We start from the raw sequence: 19,183 nt of genomic DNA, 5'->3' as shown, positions 1-19,183 counted from the left end.
TCGGCCGCACAACTGAAAGATGAACATGGACACCTCAAACCTCCCCCAGTGGAAATGCCACAAGGTCGTGCGCGCGGCCAAGATCGACTCCGTCACGGTGGGCCACTTCTCAGGCGCCAAGCTGTATCTCGCCGGCGTGCCAGATCCAATCGATGTTTCAGAGGAGTGGCAGACCAAGCACGCGCCGCGCGCCGGCGGCTACTTTGTGGTGTACGACGACAGCTATTCGAGCTTCAGCCCGGCCAAGGCCTTCGAGGAAGGCTACACGCTTCAGTTGCCTGTTGCCGGGCCGATCATGCGCAACGGGGCAGCGGCCGATCCGGAGAAGTTCGGCGAGGTCGTGATCGACAGTGCCGCTCCGCGAGCCTTGGCTGCGCACCAGCAGCGCGTCATCGATGAGAAGAAGGACCTGGACGAGAAGCTGCAGAAGCTGAGCGCCTTCTATTCCACGCCGATCTTCCACGGCCTGCCCGAGTCTGAACAGACCCGGCTGCTGCGCCAGGGCGTGGCCATGCGAGCCTATTCTCAAGTGCTCGGCGAGCGCATTGGTGAATTCTGACCATGCGCCGCAAGCAAGAGATCCACCTGCAGCCCGGCAACTTCGGACGCTCCGTCGAGGTCCGGGTGATCACGCGCAACGCCGATGGCGACGTTGACTTCGAGGCGCTGCCGCTGACGTTTGAAAAGTTCGAGCCCAACCAGGAATGGCGTGCGCCCGTCCTGGAGATGGATCGTGACGCGGCCCAAAGTTTGATGGACGAGCTCTGGAGGATGGGCTATCGGCCTGAGCGTGGCCATGTCACAGCCAGCCAGATCGCCGCAACGGAGAAGCACCTGGACGACATGCGCGCCATCGTGTCGAAGCTGGTCAAGGTGGAGTTGCCGACGTGATTCCGCTATTCGCCTGGCTTCAGAGCAAGCTGCAGGTCTTGCTGGTGCTGCTGTTCGTGTTCCCGTTGATCGTGCGTCACTGCCTGGGCCGTGCCTATGTATTCAGGGACGCGCCGCTGTGGGTGGTCGAGGCCGTTGCAAAGCAGCCGCTTCATGAGGATGCCGATTTCGACGAGTTCATCAAGGACGCTCAGGAGGAGCTGGTCTTGCGGCAGCGTCGCCGGCGGCTGGAGGTCGACCGATGATGCGCCGCACTGCGATCCGGTCGAAGCCGCGCCAGCGCGAGAAGGCCGAGCGCGTCTACAAGACGCCCACGGTCGCCATCGGCCGCTTCCGGCTGCCCGCGCCGGTGAACGACGAGGTGCGCGCCATCCCGAAGGAAAACGCCCTGGAGTGCGAGGCCTACCTCCGCCTGGTGGCCAGCCTGCCGTGCATCCGCTGCTCGATCGTCGGCTACAGCCAGGCCGCGCACCCGCCGCCGACCGGCAAGGGCATCAAGCGCGACGACCGCTTGTGCTTCCCGCTCTGCACGGTTCGCGTGGGCATCAAGGGATGCCACGGGCCATTCGACAACTACGAGCTGATGTCCCACGCCGATGCCGTGCGGCAGGCGCTGGTCTGGGCTGCCCAGGTGCGCGCCGTGATCGTCGGATTCCGGCTCTGGCCGAAGAACCTGCCCATGTGGGACGAAGTGAATTAGCTATGAAAACAGGAGTGAAACCCACCATGACTACGACGGCAGAAGCAGCGCAGGACCGTCAATCTGCAGCCATCGACCTGCGGCTCAACGAGCTGCTGGTCATGTGGCACCGCCACCAGCAGGGCTACCGGCTTTCGGCAGGGTATTCGTCGTCGGACGCCACGTGCCGCGACTTCCGCACGCCCGGGCACTGGGACTGGCAGAACGGGGCCAGCGCCAGCCGCGCCGACGACCTCGAGGTGCAGGCCATCAAGGACGCCATGGAGCGCATTCCGAACACGCCGCACCGCTGGCATACCGCGCTGGCCTTCCAGGCGCGCAACCTGGCCACCGGTTTCGACGTGTGGCATTCGCCGGTCCTGCCGAAGACAGAAGACGAGCGCGAGGTGCTGCTGATGGAAGCGCGCACCAAGCTGCTGATCCAGTTGCGCCGTGATGGCGCAATTGGGTGACCGGACCAGATAAAAACGCGCGCACAAGTTATCTAACTGTCTAGGAAGACTTGCGCTAGAGTCGTTGAGACATCCCACAATTTGGAGGCATATTGGAACCACTCGTCGCAAATCTTAAGACGGTTCAGGACTGCAAAAATCTCGCCCAGAATGCACTCGCACTTGGCAAGCCAGAGATAGCGGAGCAGTGTAGAAAGCGAGGAGTTCAGATCCGGGCAGAGGCGTATGGGGCCGAAAGCGACGTTCAACGCGAGTGCATCGAAGCCGTCTACGCCTACGAGGAAGTCCTTGGCGTGAAGAAGGGCCGACATCAGCGCGCCAGCCGAACTTGGCCGATGATTAAAGAATTAGGGATCATCCCTGCGGTCGAGAGAATAGTTGCCCTGCGAAAACCCTCCGCCGGCTTCGTGACTTTGGAAGAGATGGGCCTGAAGGAGTTTGCATTCGAAGCCGTTATTCTTAGGCATCCGATGCATTTCTCGGTCGAGGCCGTGCGCATTTCCGAAGCTCGCATGAAAGTGGCTTGAAATCATTCTTCGAACCGTCTTATATCCGCCCATGGGTGTGTTCCATGACACCTGATATTCTTTTAGGCTTTCTCTCCTATCTCGGCAAATCCATGCAAATTCGTCACCCTGTACTCCTTATCGTCCTGGTAATCATTGGCTTAGGCATGGTGAACAGCATGTTCAATGAACCGACGAAAATCGATCCGGCGGAGCAGGCAAAAATGGCAGATGAGAAAACCAAGTCCAAGATGGAGCACTGCGAGAGTAAGGGCCTCATCTACACCGAGCGAGCTGGCGCTTCAGATGGAGAGTGCGTCACTGCCGCGGAACTCATGAAGGTGGGCCTTGAAAGCCAGCGCAAGCTTGAGGAAGCACAGAAGGCTGCAGCCAGCCGCGGCCTGAAGTAACTGGCGCTGCCGGGCCCGACGCATGTTGAGTTTGTAGGACAACACCTTGACACAACGTTAGTTTTCAAATCCAATCGCGTCCGGTGGGATAGGTGCCACCAAAATTTCAAGGCCAGCGTCATTGCTGGCCTTTTTCGTTTCTCGGCATGAATACGCGAGCTTTGTCCTGGCCGGGATCCTATCGAGTGACAAGCGTGGGCCTGGCGAACCCTTTGTGCAGCAGTCAGCCTTCCCTCCATGACCGCCTGAGAGCGTCGCAGCTTGGGCTTAACCGCTGGTGCAATACCGCCGGATCGAGTAACCGGCACAGTTTCATCGTGGGGTACCGCAAGGTACTTTCGCCCGCCCTCCGGTAACGGTCGGCGGGCTTTTTTCTTTTTAAATCCGCTCAGCACAAACCGACCGGCCGCCTTCCCATTTGCGGCTCTGGAAGGCAACGAGCGGCCGTCGCAGTGTGCACGGCGAATACACCTGCCCCGGTAGGCCTGTAGCACAGCTCCCACTCCTCCCTAGGGACGCTGCAGGCCGCCCGGCCCACTTGTCTCCTCTGGTGCACTGCGCAATCGGTGCATCAGTTTTTCGACCCGTCCGGCTCACCCCGGGCGGGTTTTTTTACTTGAAGGATCGCCCATGGCCACCAGGAGCGAGTGCGATACAGGCTGGGGCGACGCCAACGTGGTCGGCAAGCGCCACATCAGCACGCTGCCGCGGTATTGGATGACGCGCCTGTACGTGGCGCTCTCCACCCTGACCGGGGTCTACACCATGTGGACCGAGCCTTCCGCGCTCACGCACCGCCTGATCGAGAAGAGCGGGCAGCAAGGCTGGATGCTGGCGGCAGGCCTGGCGGCCGTCGCGATGGTCGCGATCGCCGACGTCATCGTCAATGACTTGATGCCCGAGCGGTTCCGCCTGGTCACCGCGAAGAACAAGCGGCACCTGGTCTATTGCTTCCTGGCGCTCGGCATCTTGTGCATGACGTACGTGTTCGTCTCAGGCGACGGTGGCTGGTACCGCCCGCTTGTCCTTCCCTTCTGGATCGACGCCCTGTTCGCGGTGGGCGTCGCCTTCTTCGATTCGTTCCAACGCCACCGGGCCCCCCAATGATGCGCAAACTCCATGACCGGCTGACCACACAGGCCAGCGCGCGCCTTACCGCGTCCCTCCTGCGCCGCCTGATTTGGGGCCTGATCGCCATGGTGTGGCTGCCCCTGGCCGCGCTGCCGGCGCTGGCCGCCATCTCGCCCGGCGCCGTGGCGTTGGTCGATCCGCTGAACATCCAGCCGGCGCTGCTGTTCACTGCCGTGGTGATCAGCACCATGTCCGGAGCGACGTCGCTGCTGATGCGCATCGACCGCGAACTCTCGGCCGCCGCCGGCAAGCCGCTGCCACGCCCTTGGATCATGAGCAGCTCGCACATGTTCGGCGCCTGGCTCGCCGGCATTCTGGCCTTCATCCTGAGCCAGCAGTCCGGATTCGGCCTGTGGTCGACGCTCGGCTCCGTGCTCAGCGCGAGCTTCCTGGGCTCCAAGTTCCTGGAAGTGATGACCGAGAAGTACCTGTCGGCTGGCTCATACCGCAAGAACGTCGACCCGGCTTGAAGGAGATCGCCATGAAGACCACCAACGACTGGCTCCGCATCCTGACGTCCTGCAACGTGAAGCCGGCCACGGCGATCGCGTGGGCGCCAGTGTTCGCCAACACCATCAGCGACGACACATTCAGCAGCCCCGACGACTTGGCGCCGTTCCTCGGCCAGATCCTGGTGGAGTCGCGTCTTCTCGAGAAGCTCGAAGAGGACCTGAACTACACCACGGCCGAACGCATTTGCGCCGTCTGGCCACGCCGCTTCCCGACGCTGGCCGATGCCCGCCCGTACGTGCGCAACCCCGAGGCCCTGGCCAACCGCACCTACGGCGGCCGGATGGGCAACGTAGAGATCGGCGACGGCTGGCGGTACCGGGGCCGCGGCTTCCCGATGATCACCGGCCGCACCGGCTACGCCTTCACCGGCGACCTGATCGGCCAAGACCTGGAACACACGCCCGAGCTGCTGACGCAGCCGCACTTCGCGCTGCAGGCCGGCATCCAGTGGTGGGAGAAACGCATCCCCGACGCCATCCTGAACGACCCCGAGGCCGTGACGAAGAAGGTGCAAGGCGGCGATGAGGCCCTGGCCCGCCGCATCGAACTCACCGACCTGGCCCGCGCCGCACTGGCATGAACATCCCGACCTCTCCACTGGCCGTGCTGGACATCGTGCCCGGCTGGGCCTGGGCCGCGCTGCTCGCCGCATACATGGTCCACGGCTGCGCAGTAGGCCATCAGCGTGACGTCGCCCGCCTGGACGCGCAGGCCCAGAAAACCAGGGTGTCGGACCTGAACACCGCTATCGAGCGCAACAAAGGCGAGGCCGCCCAGAAGCTGGCCGCCGAATCCGAACGCGTGCGCAACGCCGAACGCGCACTGCAAGCCCAGAAGGACGCACAGGAGATCCGTGATGCACAAGCCAAGACCGTTTCCGATGACCTGCGCCAGAAGCTGCGCACTGCTGCTGGTCCTGCTGGCCGGCTGCGCGACCCAAACGCTCCCACCTGCACCGGAGGTGGGAGCGGTGGTGCTGGCGCCGAAGGCGCAGCTCCCGGCCATCCCGCTGATCGTCCAGCAGACGGAGCCGAAACCGGCGGGCTACTTTCAACGGACCTTACTGGACTACTTCAACGGCTCACCCGCGAAGCCGACGCCATCAACGACGCCTACGCCAGTTGCAAGCCCACGGTGATCAACGACAAGACGGCGAACTGAGATGACGACAGCGAAGCGGCTCCGACCGGCCCAAAAGGCGGCGATTGCACAGAAAACAGGCAAAACCGGTGCGCGTACGCCGATTCTGAGCAAGCCAGCAGCACCAGCACGCACACCGCAGCCGCTGACGGCTCAACAGCGCCTGTTCATCTCGGAGTACCAGAAGGACCGCAACGCCACGCAGGCCGCCATTCGCGCCGGCTACAGCAAGCGCACGGCCGCGCAGCAGGGCAGCCGCCTGTTGATGAATGTTGAGATCAGCACCGCCATCGAAGCGCAGATCGTGAAGCGGATCACGGCAAACGACCTCACAGAGGACCGTATCGCACGCGAGCTGGCTTGTATTGCCTTCCTCGACCCGCGCCGGCTTGTCGATGCGAACGGCGTTTCTGTGCCTCTCCATGAGCTGGATGAGGACGTCGCAGTGGCGCTGGCTGGCGTGGAAGTGGTGGAGGAGTGGGCCGGCACGGGCGACGAACGCAAGCTGGTGAGCCGGGTGAGGAAGTACCGGATCGCCAGCAAGGTCGACGCGCTGGACAAGGCCATGCGTTACCGCGGCCTGTTTAAGCGTGACAACGACCAGGCGCGGCCGATGGTGGTGATCAAGGACTACACGGGGCGGAAAGCTGCATGATTTGCGCGATTCGTCCCAGCTTGGTATGGCAAAAGCCGGCTTTCTATGCCTCGGCACGCTCGATCTGTCCTAAAGCATGACGCCGCAGATCGAATACACGTACGTGCCGCAAGGCCCGACGTTGGAGCAGTACATCCTGAGCACGGCGCAGCGGACGTTCATCTGCGGCCCGCTTGGGTCCTCGAAGACGAATGCGAGCTGCTGGAAGTCGTTTCGCGTGATGCTTGGCCAGGCGCCCGACAGCACCGGCGCCCGCAAGACCCGCATCCTGGCTGTCCGCAACACCTACAGCGATCTCTTCAGCACCACCATCAAGGACTGGCTGGAGATGTTCGAAGGCCTGGGCAAGTTCAACCGCGGCGGCCTGGAGCCACCGACACACCACGTGTCGTTCGATCTGCCCGACGGCACCTTCGTCGATGCCGAGATGATCTTCCTGGCACTCGATCGGCCCGACCACATCAAGAAGCTGCGCGGCATGCAGCTCACCGCGGCCTGGCTGAACGAGGTGAAGGAACTGGTGTTCGCCGTGCTGGAGATGATGGACTTGCGCGTCGGCCGCTTCCCGCAAGCTGTGCCGCCGACCTGGTACGGCATGTTCGGCGATACCAACGCGCCGGACAACGACCACTGGTATTACCGGCTGGCCGAGGAGGTGAGGCCTGAAGGCTGGGTGTTCCTGAAGCAGCCCGGCGGCCTGACGCGCAAGAACAAGGATGCGGCCTGGGAGCCCAACCCGCTCGCCGAGAACGTCAAGAACCTGCCGCTCAACTACTACATCAACGGTGCGCAGGGCAAGACCGAGGCCTGGATCCTGGTCAACCTGGCCAACGAATACGGCTTCGTCGCCGACGGCAAGCCGGTGTACCCCGACTACCGCGACAGCACGCACTGCAAGGAATTCGAGCTGGTGCCGAATCTGGGCCTGCACATCGGCCTGGACTTCGGCCTGACGCCGGCGGCCTGGATCGGGCAGCACCTGCCCAACGGTCAATGGCGCATCCGCTACGAGCTGGTGACCACCGACACCGGCGTGATCCGGTTCGCGCTCGAGCTGAAGCGTTTCCTCAACGAGAAGTGCCACGGTTTCCCCATCGTCTCGATCACTGGCGATCCTGCTGGTGACCAGCGCCAGGCCGGCGACAAGGAAGAACGCACGGTGTTCCAACTGCTGGAGGCGAACGGCATCCCTGCGGTTCCGGCCCACACCAACGTGTTCGCGACGCGCACCGAAGCCGTGAACGCACCGATGCGCCGAATGATCGACGGCCAACCCGGGTTCCTGCTGCACCCCGACTGCAAGGTCAGCCGCAAGGGCATGCAGGGCGACTACAAATTCCGCCGCATGAAGGTCAGCGGCGACGAGCGCTACATGGACGTGCCAGTGAAGAACGCGTCGAGCCACCCTTGCGAAGCCGGCCAGTACCTGATGTTGGGCGGCGGCGAAGGCGTTGCCGCGCTGACCGTGCACAACCCCAACACGGCCGCGGACGCCGCCAAATTCCGACGCCTGAGAGGTAACCGATGACCCCATTGAAGCCATACGACGACCGGGCGGGCGACACGTCGCGCGACTCGGCGAGCGGCGGTTACAGCCTGTACGCCCTGGAGCGCATGCTGCACGACTGCGGCGGCCAGCCGCTCTGGCGCGACCGCGCCGACCTGTGCGCCGCCTACTACGACGGCAAGCAACTCAGCCCGAAGCAGGAGCAACAGTGCATCGCCGAAGGCCTGGACCTGCGCGCCACGAACCTGATCCGGCCGGTGATCAACTCCGTCCTCGGCCAGGAGGCGAAGAGCCGCACCGACGTGAGCGTGCAGGCCGACGACGACAGCTACACCGACGTCGCCGAGGTGATCGGCGCCAAGCTCAAGGAAGCCGAGCGCGAGACATCGGCGCACATGGCGGTGTCGAACGCCTATGCGTCGATGGTGAAGACGGGCATCGGCTGGGTGCACGTCAGCCGCAACGCCGACCCGCTGGCCTACCCGTACAACGTCGAGGACGTGCATCGCAACGAAATCTGGTGGGACTGGCACGGCCAGAAGGGCAACACGCTGTTGAACGGCTGCCGCTGGCTGGTGCGCAAGCGCATGATCGACCTCGACGAGATCACCGCGGCCATGCCTGAGTTCAAGGGCGTGCTGGAGCGCGCCGTCTCCGGCTGGGATTCGCTGATCGCCGAAGGCTATTTCGTCGGTGAGCCTGACCAGATGCTGGTCGATGCGCTCGATCGCGAACGCCGCTTCCGCGTCGCGCGGCAGGACTGGGTGGACACGGCGCGCAAGCAGGTGAAGATGTACGAGGTCTGGTACCGCGTGCCCGCCAGCGTCGTGGTGCTGACCCTGGCCTCGGGCAAGAAGGTCGAATACGACCCGAAGGACCAGCGCCACAACGAGGCGATCTCGCGCGGCCTCGTGCAGGTCACCAAGGGCGTGACGTCGCAGGTGCGCATGGCGCTGTTTGCCGGCCCGCACCGCCTGATCGACATCGGCACCAAGAAGCGGGTGTTCCCGTACTTCCCCTTCTTCGCCTTCCGCGAGGACGGCGACAAGAGCCCGTACGGCCTGATCGACGGAATGATCAGCCCGCAGGACGAATACAACGAGCGTCGGCTGCGCATCCAGTGGATGCTGAAGGCGAAGCAGGTCTTCGTCGAAGAGGATGCGCTGGCCACGCAATACAACACGATCGCCGACCTGGCCGAGAGCGTGATGCGTCCTGACCTGGTGGCCGTCCTGAGCAAGACCCGCACCAACCCCAACGGCGGCCTGACCGTGAAGAACGAACTGTCCATGCAGCCCGAGCAGTTCACGGTGATGGGCGACGCGAAGCAGTTGATCCAGGACACGGCTGGCCGCTACGGCAGCCAGCTCGGCAGCGCTCAGGTCCAGTCCGGCGTGGCCAACAGCATCCTGGTGGAGCAGGGCGAGCAGTCGATGGGCGAGATGAACGACAACTATGTGTTCGCGCGCCGCTCCGTCTTCGAGTGCTTGAAGGAAGACATCGCCGCGGACCACCAGCAGCCGAACCTGCAGGTGCCGCTCGGTTCAGGCCGCACGCGCCGCATCATCGTCCTGAACGCCTGGGACCGGCAGACCAACCAGCCGGTGAACACGGTGAAGGATGCCGATGTCCGGACGGCGCTGGCCGAGGTGCCCAGCACGCCGGCCTTCCGTGGCCAGCAGCAGCAGCAACTCGCCACGATCATCCAGGCGCTGGCCGGCAACCCGAAGGCAGTGGCCATCCTGGCACCCGCGTACCTCGAAAGCTCGAACCTCAACAACCGCCAGCAGATCGCGGACGACCTGCGCAAGGCCGAAGGCTTGCCGGTACCAGGCGACAAGGCCGGCGCCGAGGCGGCCGAGCAGCAGCAGATGGCCGCCGCGCAGAAGGCCCAGATGGCGCAGGAAGCGATCGGCCTGGCCAATGTGCAGGGCGCGCAGGCCAAGGCCCGGCTCACGGCCGCGCAGGCCGGCGAGATCGAGCAGCGCGTGCAGTCCGGCGTGGAGGCCAACGAGACGCGCGCCAACACCGCGAAGCTGATCACCGATGCGCAGCTCAACCAAACCAAGTCGGTCGAGATCGAGGCGGCCCTGGCCAACCCCGTCGACCACGCCGCATTGATCAAGGAGGCGCTGCACGAAGCCATCGCGTAGCGCCTTCACCAACCTCATTCACGAGCCCGCCCTGTGTGGGCTTTTTCGTTTCCAGCCGCCGATTCAGTCCCACGGGGATCGGTGTGTACGCAGTGGCAGCCACCCGCGGTCCTCTCGTCCAGGCCGTGGGTGTTGTTCTTTTGGACGGTGGCGAAAGCCTCGGTGATCGACCGTAAACGACAGGAGTGGTAATGACGACAGCGCAATTTGACAACGGCGAACGCGAGATCCTGAAGCAGTTGGAGAGCGACTTGAAGGACGAGGGTGAGCTGGACCACCAGCAGACCGACCCGCAAGACGATCCGAACGCAGGACAGACCGACCCCGCAGCAGCACCTGCAGCAGCCCCAGCACCGGCACCCGCCGCTGCGCCGGCCGCGGCACCGGCTCCCGCCCCAGCAGCACCGGCACCAGCGCCGGCCCAAGTGGACACGCAGCCGCCGCAAGGTGACACGCGTGCCGCGCTCCGGGCCTCACGCCATGCCGAACGCCGCGCGAAGGCTGAAGCCGAACGGCTGCGCCAGGAACTGGCCGACATCAAGGCCGGCAAGGCCCCACCAGACACCAGCATCTCCGACGAGGAGCTGGCAGACCTGGAGAAGGACTTTCCGGTCGTGGCCAAGGTCGCCCGACGCAATCGCCAGTTGGAAGGCCAGGTGGAGAGCCTGCGCCAGCCCGTCGAAGAAGGCTTCGTCCCGCCCACGTACGAGGACCCCAGCATCCAGGACGCGATCGACACGGTGCCCCAGTTGGTGGCGTGGCAATACGACCCGGATGCGCAGGACAAGTTTGCCCGCGCCATCGAACACGACGAGCTGCTGAAGGTGGAACCCGCCTGGCAGAACCGTCCGCTGGCCGATCGGCTGGTCGAAGTCACGCGGCGCGTCCTCGCCGAAGCGGCACCCGCTCCTCAGACCCAACGCAAAGACCCGCAGGCGGTGATCGCCGCTGCGCCCACGCAGTCGCCCCAGCAGATCAGCGACTTCAAGGGCGGGGCACTGCCCAACAAGACCGAGCCCGACTATTCGAGGATGAGCGACGAAGAGATCATTCGCTCGCTGCCTCGGATGTGACGGCCATTCCATTTCATAGGAACCCGAAATGTCCAACACCTCCGTGCCATCCGGCAATCCTCTTGCCAACAAGCAGTACTCCAAGGCCCTCTCGGCCATGGCAGTGCGCCAGCCCACGCCCCTCGCGGCGCTCACCGGCCCAATGCCGAGCGAGAAAGACGCGATGGACAAGCTGGCCAAGCAGCAAACCACGACCGACATGCCCGTCGTGCGCGTCGATGAACTGGCCAAGGGCCCGGGCGATACCGTGCAGCTCGACTGCGCGCACGTCGTCAAGCTCCGCGCCGTCATGGGCGACCAGAACGCCGAAGGGAAGGGCGCCGCGCTGAAATACAGCACCCAGGACATCAAGATCGACATGGCCACCCTCCCGGTGTCCGGTGGCGGCAAGATGACCCAGCAGCGCACGCCGCACAGCATGCGTCAGAACGCGCTGGCGCAGCTCAAGTCCGGCATGCCGCGCTTCCGGTGGCAGCGTTGCCTGACGCACCTGGCCGGTGCCCGTGGCAACCAGGACAGCACCGACTGGATCCTGCCGCTGACCAGCGATCCCGAGTTCGTCGAGCAGATGGTCAACACCGTCCGCGCCCCGACGTTCAACCGCCACTTCGTGGTGAACGCCGGCGGCCTGACGCAGGGCGGCGCGCAGCTCGCATCGCTGGCGACCACCGACCTGCTGAAGCTCTCCTGCATCGACGAGCTGGCCGCGATCTGGGGCGAAATGGCCGTGAAGATGGCGCCGATCCAGATCCCTGGCGACCCGGCCGCCGGCGATGACCCTATCAAGGGCATCCTGCTGATGGACGAGCTGGCCTGGGACGCCATGATCACGGACACCACGTCGAGCAACAACATCCGGACCTTCGAGGTCAACGCGATGAAGCGCGCCGAATACGGTGACCTGAAGCGGCATCCGCTGTTCTCGGGCTCGCCGATCCTCTGGAACGGCATCCTGATGCGCAAGATGCAGTTCGGCATCCGCTTCAACGCCAGCGAGCAGACCAACATCGTGACGCAAGCCAACCGGCTGACCGCCACGGAATCGGCTGTGACGATTGCTGCCGGCCTGAGCACCACGCACCAGGTCAGCCGCTCGCTGTTCCTGGGTGCGCAAGCCCTGGGCATCGCCTCCGGCGCGAACCGCACCAGCGAGGAAACCTACTCGCTGCTGGAGAACTACACCAACTTCGGCCGCAACCTCGAGTTGGCCGGCGAGGTGATGGGCGCCGAGCAAAAGCTGCGCTGGTCTCTGCCGAACCCCTCCGGCGACCTGGAGCCCACCGACTTCGGTGTGGCCGTCATCGACAGCGTGGTCAAGCGCCGCAACGTCAGCTAAGCCGCTGACGCCATCGACGGGGCTCCGGCCCCGTTCGCATTCCCTTCCCATTTCAGGAGTAATTCATGGCTTCCATCAAAGCACTCAAGGCGACTGCACCGCAGTTCATGGACAACGACGGTCGCGCCCACTACAACACCGACAAGGTGATCCTGGGCGCCGCGCCAGGTCTGGGCGTGCCGGCCGCGGGCGACACCATCGACTTTCGCATCCCCGGTGGTGCGCAGGTCGCCAGCCTGGCCCTGCAGATCGACGACTGCGACACCGGCGCGGCCTTCGTGTTCAGCGTCGGCTATCGCCCGGTCGATCCGAACAGCTCGCTCGCGCCCAACGCCACCTACTTCGCCGCCGCTGGCCAGACCACCGGCCAGGCCGGCGGCCGTCTGGTGTGCGCGTTCAAGCCGATCAAGTTCGAAGAGGATGTGTACGTGCAGCTCGTGGTGGGCACGGCGCCCGCCGGCATCGCGGGTAACCCCGAGATCCACATGATCGCTGGCTACAACTGCGTCGGCCAGAAGTAACCCGTCGCATCCGACTGCAACCCCGAAGGGCTGGCCATGGTGGCCGGCCCTTTTTCATTCCTCAAAAGGAGCACACCATGACAAGAATTCGCTACGTCGGCGCCAAGGATGCCGAACGTGCCTTCATCGACAAGACCGGTATCGTGTGGACGCCCGGCGATGAACACGAGATCGAAGTGGGCACGGCCTCGCGCATGCTGCAGCACCCCGATGTGTTCGCCGATGCCGAGAAGTTCGCCGCGGCTCAGAAGTTCCAGGCCGAGACCCAGGTCGCCGTGGTGCTGGGCGCCGGCGCAGGTGCTGGCCTGGCTCAAGCGATCGCGAACATCCCCGGCGTGCGCGTCACCCTGATGGACGAGGACGTGCTCAACGGCTTCGATCTGTCGAACCTTAGCCCCAGCGAGTGGAACGCTCTGGACGAAGAGGCCCGCCTGCAGTGGATGGCCGACGCGGACAGGCTGATCGACACGCCGCCCGGTCCCGATGCGCCGCAGTTCACCATCCTCGTTGACGGCAAGGTCACCGCCCTGGATGACCTGGACAAGACGGCGCTGCACGCTCTGGCGAACCAGTTGGGCGTGAAGGTGCACCACAACGCTGGCGCCGAGAACGTGCGCAACGCGCTGCTGGCCGCGCACGCGCCGCCCGCAGACGGCGAGAAGGCTGCTGATACGACCGAGACCGCAGGCGCAGCATGAGCCGGACCGTCCAGCAGGCCATCGACTCGGCCCGACTCACCATCAATGACAAGGACGCCTCGCGCTTTGCCAACGCCGACATGGTCGGGTTCCTGGTGGACGGTCTCAATTACGCGCGCCAGATCCGTCCCGACCTGTTCCTCGGCAATTTCGGCACCGATATCGACACGCTGGTGCTCACCGCCCCGTTGCCCATCACCTCGCAGTACTTCCGCCCGATGGTGGATTACCTGATCGGCCGCTGCGAGATGACCGACGACGAATACGCATCGAGCGGCCGGGCTGAACTGATGGCCAAGCTCTCCACCGGGTTCCTGACATGACTGCATTCGCTGCCTTCTACGACCACCTGATGCCCGAGCTGAACGGCGTCACGACGGCGATGGTCGACCTGCACCTGCGCATGGTCGCGCGCGAGCTCTGCCACGATGCGCTGGTGTGGCGCGTGCCGTTTACGCCGATCAACCTGGTGGGCGGGCAGGCCGCCTATTCGCTGGCGACGGCAGAGACGATGGCCGAGCCCGTGAAGGTGCTGAGCTTCAGCCTGGCCGGCGTGCCGATCTACGACGCCGAGTATGTGCCCGCCGACTGCTGGTGGAACAGCGCCGAGACCGAGGCCAAGGCGCCGAAGTACCGGGATGGCAGCACGCCCTTCGCCCTGTCGCTGGACCTGGCACAGATCATCCTCGATGACGCCGAGAAGCCGACGGCCTCCCTGGCCGGTGGCCTCAAGCTGATCGGCGCGCTGCAGCCGACGCAGGACGCCACCGCGCTGCCCGACTTCCTGTTCTCGCGGCACCTGGACACGCTGCGCGCCGGCACGCTGGCCCGCCTGATGGTGATGGCGCAGCGGCCCTGGACGAATCTCACGCAAGGCGGGATGTACATGTCGGCCTTCACGGCGGGCAAAGCCTTCGCCGCGAAGGAAGCGCGGTATGGCCAGACCCGCAAGGCGCTGCGCGTGCGCAAGTGGGGGTGATCCATGAAGCTCATGGTGTCGCAGTTCCTGGGTGAGAACCGAGCGCTGCATGAAAAGCTGCTGCCCGCGACCGTCGGCGTGCGCTCGCTGAACCACAAGCCAGGCTCCGGCGACTTCCGGCCTTGGCGCAGTCCTTCCACCGTGGCCACGGTACCGGCCGGGCGCCAGACGATCTACCGCATGGGCCGCGACGTGGCGAGCGATGCGCGCTACTGGCTGTCGTGGACCGGCATCGTGCATGCCGTGCGCGGGTTCGACCCCGACGACACGACCGAGCGCACCTATTACACCGGCGACGGCGTGCCCAAGGTCACCGACAACCTGGCGCTGGATGGCACCGATCCGCAGGTGAACCCCGCCGCGCCCCGCCTGCTGGGTGTACCCGCTCCGGTCTCGGCGCCGATCGTCACGACCGATGCCGGCACCGGCACAGGCGATGTGTCGGCCTACTACTACGTCTACACCTACGTCACCGACCGTGGCGAGGAGAGTTCGAACAGCCCGGTCAGCGCCATCAACAACCGCCAGTCCGACCTGACAGCCACGCTGTCCGGCTTCGCAGCACCTCCGGCTGGCAACTACGGCATCACGCTGATCCGCATCTACCGCACCCAGACCGGATCCAGCGGCACGGCCGACTTCTTCTTCCTGCGCGAGATCGCCGTGGCCACGCCGACGACGTCGGATGATGGCCGCGCGCTTGGCGAGACGCTCTCCACTTCCACGTGGCTGATGCCGCCGGCGGACCTGAGCAACCTCACCACGCTGTGGAACGGCATGCTGGCCGGCATCAGCGGCAACGCGGTGCGTTTCTGCGAGTCCTACGTGCCGTACGCCTGGCCGATCGCGTATGACACGGTGCCGCCGGACGGCAAGCCCGTCGGCCTGGGCGTGTTCGGGCAGAGCCTGCTGGTGCTGACCACCGGCCGGCCGGTGCTGGTCACCGGTTCGACCCCGGATGCCATGGATGCCACGCCGCTGGAGATCCCGCAGGGCTGCGTGTCGTCGCGCTCCGTGGTCGGCATGGGCTCGGGCGTCGCCTGGGCCAGCAACGACGGGCTGTGCTTCTACGGTACCGGCGGCGCGCGCATCCTGACCGCAGGCATCATGACCCGGGCGAACTGGCAGGCCTTGAACCCGGCCAGCATCACCGGCTGCATGTACGAGGGCCTGTACTTCGGCAGCTACGACGATGGCACGGGCCGCAAGGGCTTCATGGTGGACCCGAGCAACACCGCGGGCATCTACTTCCTGTCGGTCGGCTATCCGGTGGCGCACTTCGACGAGCTGCAGGACCAGCTCTACGTCCTGAACGGGGTGAACGTGCAGCGCTGGGACGCCGGCGAGGCCATGACGGCCACCTTCCGCAGCAAGGTCTTCCACCTGGCCAACCCATCGAACATGGTGTGCGGCGAGGTTGTAGCCGACACCTACCCGGTGACCATGCGCGTTTATGCCGATGGCGTGCTGAAGTTCACCAAGACGGTCCCGGACGCACGCATCTTCAAACTGCCGGCCGGCTTCAAGAATTCGGACTGGCAACTGGAGATCGAGACCACGGGCACCGTGCAGTCGGCAGCGCTGGCGACCAGCATTCCTTCGATGGCGGCCACGGCATGATCGACGATCGCAAGGACCTGCCGTCCCCGGACTCGCCGAACTTCCTGGGGCGCGTGCGCGAGGTGCTGCAGACCTACATGGGCAGCCAGGGCGATCCGCTCAAGCGCGGCGTGATGATCGGCGACTTGACCGATGCGGGCATCGTCGCGCTGCGGCCGGGCTACAAGGGGGGAAAGTACCCGATCGCCGGCATCGGCGACGCCATCGGCACCGGCCTGCAGGGGCCAGCCGGCCCGCCCGGCCCAGCGACCCCCTACGAACCCGACCTGACGCCGCCCCCCACACCCACTGGATTCGCGGTCAGCTCGGCGATCAGCAACATCTTCATCGAGCATGACGCGCCGGCGTACACCCAGGGGCATGGCCACGCGCGCACCGTCGTGTATGGAGTGGTCTACAGCGGCGGCGCCTTGCCGGTGTTCGACGATGCGGCCGAGATCACCGAGTTCAACGGCACCGTCTTCGCCTATGCCACCAACCCTGCCACCACCTGGCACCTCTGGATCAAGTGGCGCAGCGTCGATGGCGTGCTGTCCGCGACGCCCGCCGGCGGCGTCAACGGCCTGACGACGACGACCGGACAGGACGTCAGCAAGCTGGTGCTCGCGATGACGGGCCCGGGCAATCCCTTCACGGTCGTGCCCGCCGAGGTCACTTTGCCGGACGGCAGCGTGGTCCCCGCCGGAACGTACACCGCAGACGCGTTCATCCACAACGGACAGATCACCAACGCAAAGATCGCAAACCTGGCGGTCGACAACGCGAAGATCGCCAACCTGAGCGTGTCGAAACTGACGGCGGGCTCGATCGCCGTTGGCCAATACATCCAGAGCACCAGCTTCGTCTCAGGATCTTCAGGCTGGCGGATTCACGGCAATGGCACGGCTGAGTTCGCGAATGCCATCGTCCGCGGCGCGATCTACGCAACGTCGGGAACCTTCACGGGCACCCTGAACGCCTCCACCATCAATGGCGGGACCATCAACGGCACGACCGTGAGCGCCAGCACCATCAATGGTGGAACCATCAATGCGACGCAGTTGAACTCGGTCTACGTCGCGTCGGCCTATATCACCGGAGCACAACTCGACATCTATGGGGATGGCGGAACAGGATACGGTTACATCCGCAACGTCGGGAAGTGGTGGGGGGACGGTAACAACGGCTGGGTGTTTTCGCGCAACGGCAATGACGGTTCCGTGTTCGCGGAGATCAAAGCCGGCGCTGGCCGTATTTGGATGGCGTCCTGGGGCGATTATGGAATCCAATTCCCGGGCATCCTGATGACCGGTGGCGGCCTCACCATCAGCCAGGTCGACGTCATCAACACACTGAACGTCGCGGGTAATGCGATCACGGTGCCTGTGGCGGTGTACACGTCAGGCGGTTTCGCGCCGGTGGCGGGGGTATGGACGAGCGCGCAAGCGGTGGGCTTCAACTGCAGTGGCGGTGCTATCCAAGTACTCGGTCTTGTCAACTTCTTTCCGGAAGGTGGAGCCGAAGGCAGCAGCCCTGGTTCGTGCGTCCTAGGCCTATATCGGGACGGCGCCCAGCTTCAGGTTAGCAACACAACAGCACCCGGAAATTTGGTGGGAATGATCGTGGACTACCCGGGGGCGGGCTACCACGTCTACGAACTGCGGGTGATCACCGGTGGAGCCAGCGGGACCATCTCGAACAGGACGATTTCTCTTCTGGAGGTGAAGCGATGAGCGTGGGCCGCTATGCAATCTACGCTGCGCCCACCGGGCCTATCAGCCGCGTGCTCACGGCACCTTTGGCGCAGATGCAGTACCAGACCAGCGGCACCGAACAGTGCGCGCTGCTCGATGAGGGCGACGACGCCACGCACTACATGCGCGACGGCCTGCCGGTTCCCTACCCGACGCGCCCCGAGGGCGCTTACTGGACGTTCGACTACCAGGCCGGCTCATGGCTCGACCCGCGCGACCTGCAGGCCAAGAAGGACGCCCGGTGGGCGGTCATCAAGGCCGCCCGCGAACAGGCCGAGTTCGGCGGGTTCGCCTGGGACGGGTCCACATTCGATTCGAACGCCATCAGCCAGTCCCGCATCCAGGGCGCTGTACTGCTGGCCGGCATGGCGCCGGACTTCACCATCACCTGGACGCTCTCCGACAACAGCACCCGGCTACTCGATGCGGCAGGCATGGTCGCCGTCGGCGCGGCGCTCGGCGTGCACGTCGGCACCCAGTTCGAGATCGCGCGGCAACTCCGCGACGCGATCTATTCCGCAACCACTCCGGAGGCCGTCGCTGCTGTGACGTGGCCCGCATGATCGGCCGCGAGCTCTTCTGCACGCTGCTCGCCCAGCACGCCGGCCAGGCGCTGACGCGCGAAGTCGCTGTGGACCTGATCAACGCCATCTTTCCAGATCGCTCGATCGACCCGGCACGCTTCGCCCCTGTCGAATACCGGGGCCTGGTGTTTCAGGTCGAGCGCTTCCGTGACATCGAGACGGAGATTCACGCGCTGCATGCCATGCACTGGGCCGAGACGGAGCGCTACCGCGACGCGATGGCCATGGTGCCGGACTACGAGGGGTTCAAGGAAAAGGAGCGGGACGGCGGGCTGATCCAGTTCACCGCCCGCGCGGACGGCGCGCTGGTCGGGAACATCCGCATGTACCTGTTCCGCAGCATGCACACCCAGCAGCTCGCCGCGAAGGAAGACACGTTCTTCCTGCTGGCCGCGCATCGCAGCGGCTTCACCGCGATCCGCTTCTGGCAGCACATGGAGAACGTGCTGCGCGCCCTGGGCGTGAAAGAGATCACGACCGACAGCAAGGTCACCAACAAGGTCGGTCGGCTCAATGAGTACTTGGGCTATGCCCACGTCGCCGACGTTTATCACAAGCTTCTTTAGGAGAGCAATATGTGC

Annotated in this window: 24 protein-coding genes; all 24 read left to right on the top strand. The window is 64.9% G+C overall.

Features of this window, described 5'->3' with window-relative positions; translation table 11 throughout:
- Positions 1 to 25 precede the first annotated feature (25 nt).
- The 24 genes from RD110_RS28365 (at position 26) to RD110_RS15555 (ending at position 19,168) form a co-directional block, all read left to right on the top strand.
- Positions 26 to 559, top strand: coding sequence for a crAss001_48 related protein (locus RD110_RS28365; protein ID WP_204249977.1), 534 nt, complete (start codon positions 26 to 28; stop codon positions 557 to 559).
- Between the two features lie 2 nt (positions 560 to 561).
- Positions 562 to 891, top strand: coding sequence for a hypothetical protein (locus RD110_RS15670; RefSeq protein ID WP_076200340.1), 330 nt, complete (start codon positions 562 to 564; stop codon positions 889 to 891).
- Positions 888 to 1,136, top strand: a complete 249-nt coding sequence (locus tag RD110_RS15665; RefSeq protein WP_076200339.1) for a hypothetical protein — start codon at positions 888 to 890, stop codon at positions 1,134 to 1,136. The genes RD110_RS15670 and RD110_RS15665 overlap by 4 nt, the downstream gene beginning before the upstream one ends.
- Positions 1,133 to 1,591 carry a hypothetical protein gene (locus RD110_RS15660; RefSeq protein ID WP_076200338.1) on the top strand — a complete coding sequence of 153 codons (459 nt, stop codon included), beginning with the start codon at positions 1,133 to 1,135 and terminating at the stop codon, positions 1,589 to 1,591. Before RD110_RS15665 ends, RD110_RS15660 begins: the two co-directional genes overlap by 4 nt.
- 26 nt (positions 1,592 to 1,617) lie before the next feature.
- Positions 1,618 to 2,043 (top strand): hypothetical protein, encoded by a 426-nt coding sequence (locus RD110_RS15655; protein ID WP_076200337.1) that lies wholly within the window; start codon positions 1,618 to 1,620, stop codon positions 2,041 to 2,043.
- A 92-nt stretch (positions 2,044 to 2,135) separates the two neighbouring features.
- Complete coding sequence (locus RD110_RS15650; RefSeq protein WP_076200336.1) at positions 2,136 to 2,570, top strand: hypothetical protein; 435 nt, start codon at positions 2,136 to 2,138, stop codon at positions 2,568 to 2,570.
- A complete protein-coding gene (locus RD110_RS15645; RefSeq protein WP_157900206.1) occupies positions 2,567 to 2,959 on the top strand; it encodes a hypothetical protein in 393 nt (130 codons plus the stop codon). Before RD110_RS15650 ends, RD110_RS15645 begins: the two co-directional genes overlap by 4 nt.
- 630 nt (positions 2,960 to 3,589) lie before the next feature.
- Positions 3,590 to 4,066: a hypothetical protein gene (locus RD110_RS15640; RefSeq protein WP_076200334.1), complete on the top strand. Its 477-nt coding sequence runs from the start codon at positions 3,590 to 3,592 to the stop codon at positions 4,064 to 4,066.
- Positions 4,066 to 4,560, top strand: coding sequence for a hypothetical protein (locus tag RD110_RS15635; RefSeq protein ID WP_157900205.1), 495 nt, complete (start codon positions 4,066 to 4,068; stop codon positions 4,558 to 4,560). Before RD110_RS15640 ends, RD110_RS15635 begins: the two co-directional genes overlap by 1 nt.
- Before the next feature lie 11 nt (positions 4,561 to 4,571).
- Complete coding sequence (locus tag RD110_RS15630) at positions 4,572 to 5,183, top strand: glycoside hydrolase family 19 protein (RefSeq protein WP_157900204.1); 612 nt, start codon at positions 4,572 to 4,574, stop codon at positions 5,181 to 5,183.
- Positions 5,180 to 5,764 carry a hypothetical protein gene (locus tag RD110_RS15625; protein ID WP_076200331.1) on the top strand — a complete coding sequence of 195 codons (585 nt, stop codon included), beginning with the start codon at positions 5,180 to 5,182 and terminating at the stop codon, positions 5,762 to 5,764. Before RD110_RS15630 ends, RD110_RS15625 begins: the two co-directional genes overlap by 4 nt.
- A 1-nt stretch (position 5,765) precedes the next feature.
- Positions 5,766 to 6,398 (top strand): terminase small subunit, encoded by a 633-nt coding sequence (locus RD110_RS15620; protein ID WP_076200330.1) that lies wholly within the window; start codon positions 5,766 to 5,768, stop codon positions 6,396 to 6,398.
- 76 nt (positions 6,399 to 6,474) lie between these two features.
- A complete protein-coding gene (locus RD110_RS15615) occupies positions 6,475 to 7,926 on the top strand; it encodes a TerL (protein WP_076200329.1) in 1,452 nt (483 codons plus the stop codon).
- Positions 7,923 to 10,058 carry a portal protein gene (locus RD110_RS15610; protein WP_157900203.1) on the top strand — a complete coding sequence of 712 codons (2,136 nt, stop codon included), beginning with the start codon at positions 7,923 to 7,925 and terminating at the stop codon, positions 10,056 to 10,058. Before RD110_RS15615 ends, RD110_RS15610 begins: the two co-directional genes overlap by 4 nt.
- A 191-nt stretch (positions 10,059 to 10,249) precedes the next feature.
- Positions 10,250 to 11,131: a hypothetical protein gene (locus tag RD110_RS28020; RefSeq protein WP_157900202.1), complete on the top strand. Its 882-nt coding sequence runs from the start codon at positions 10,250 to 10,252 to the stop codon at positions 11,129 to 11,131.
- A gap of 28 nt (positions 11,132 to 11,159) precedes the next feature.
- Positions 11,160 to 12,467: a phage capsid family protein gene (locus tag RD110_RS15595; RefSeq protein ID WP_076200325.1), complete on the top strand. Its 1,308-nt coding sequence runs from the start codon at positions 11,160 to 11,162 to the stop codon at positions 12,465 to 12,467.
- Positions 12,468 to 12,532: 65 nt separating this feature from the next.
- Positions 12,533 to 12,988 carry a hypothetical protein gene (locus RD110_RS15590; RefSeq protein WP_076200324.1) on the top strand — a complete coding sequence of 152 codons (456 nt, stop codon included), beginning with the start codon at positions 12,533 to 12,535 and terminating at the stop codon, positions 12,986 to 12,988.
- 77 nt (positions 12,989 to 13,065) lie between these two features.
- Positions 13,066 to 13,686 carry a hypothetical protein gene (locus RD110_RS15585; RefSeq protein ID WP_076200323.1) on the top strand — a complete coding sequence of 207 codons (621 nt, stop codon included), beginning with the start codon at positions 13,066 to 13,068 and terminating at the stop codon, positions 13,684 to 13,686.
- Positions 13,683 to 14,009, top strand: a complete 327-nt coding sequence (locus RD110_RS15580; protein ID WP_076200322.1) for a hypothetical protein — start codon at positions 13,683 to 13,685, stop codon at positions 14,007 to 14,009. The genes RD110_RS15585 and RD110_RS15580 overlap by 4 nt, the downstream gene beginning before the upstream one ends.
- Complete coding sequence (locus RD110_RS15575) at positions 14,006 to 14,665, top strand: hypothetical protein (RefSeq protein ID WP_076200321.1); 660 nt, start codon at positions 14,006 to 14,008, stop codon at positions 14,663 to 14,665. Before RD110_RS15580 ends, RD110_RS15575 begins: the two co-directional genes overlap by 4 nt.
- Before the next feature lie 3 nt (positions 14,666 to 14,668).
- Positions 14,669 to 16,285: a hypothetical protein gene (locus tag RD110_RS15570; RefSeq protein ID WP_076200320.1), complete on the top strand. Its 1,617-nt coding sequence runs from the start codon at positions 14,669 to 14,671 to the stop codon at positions 16,283 to 16,285.
- Positions 16,282 to 17,997 (top strand): phage tail tip fiber protein, encoded by a 1,716-nt coding sequence (locus tag RD110_RS15565; RefSeq protein ID WP_076200319.1) that lies wholly within the window; start codon positions 16,282 to 16,284, stop codon positions 17,995 to 17,997. Before RD110_RS15570 ends, RD110_RS15565 begins: the two co-directional genes overlap by 4 nt.
- Entirely contained in the window at positions 17,994 to 18,581 is a 588-nt protein-coding gene (locus tag RD110_RS15560) for a DUF4376 domain-containing protein (protein WP_076200318.1), read from the top strand. The genes RD110_RS15565 and RD110_RS15560 overlap by 4 nt, the downstream gene beginning before the upstream one ends.
- The gene (locus tag RD110_RS15555; RefSeq protein WP_157900201.1) at positions 18,578 to 19,168 is read left to right on the top strand and encodes a hypothetical protein; all 591 of its coding nucleotides are present in this window, start codon (positions 18,578 to 18,580) and stop codon (positions 19,166 to 19,168) included. The genes RD110_RS15560 and RD110_RS15555 overlap by 4 nt, the downstream gene beginning before the upstream one ends.
- Positions 19,169 to 19,183 lie beyond the last annotated feature (15 nt).

It is taken from the genome of Rhodoferax koreense (genome assembly GCF_001955695.1).
Classification (GTDB): domain Bacteria; phylum Pseudomonadota; class Gammaproteobacteria; order Burkholderiales; family Burkholderiaceae_C; genus Rhodoferax_B; species Rhodoferax_B koreensis.
This window is presented reverse-complemented; position numbering and strand designations above follow the sequence as displayed.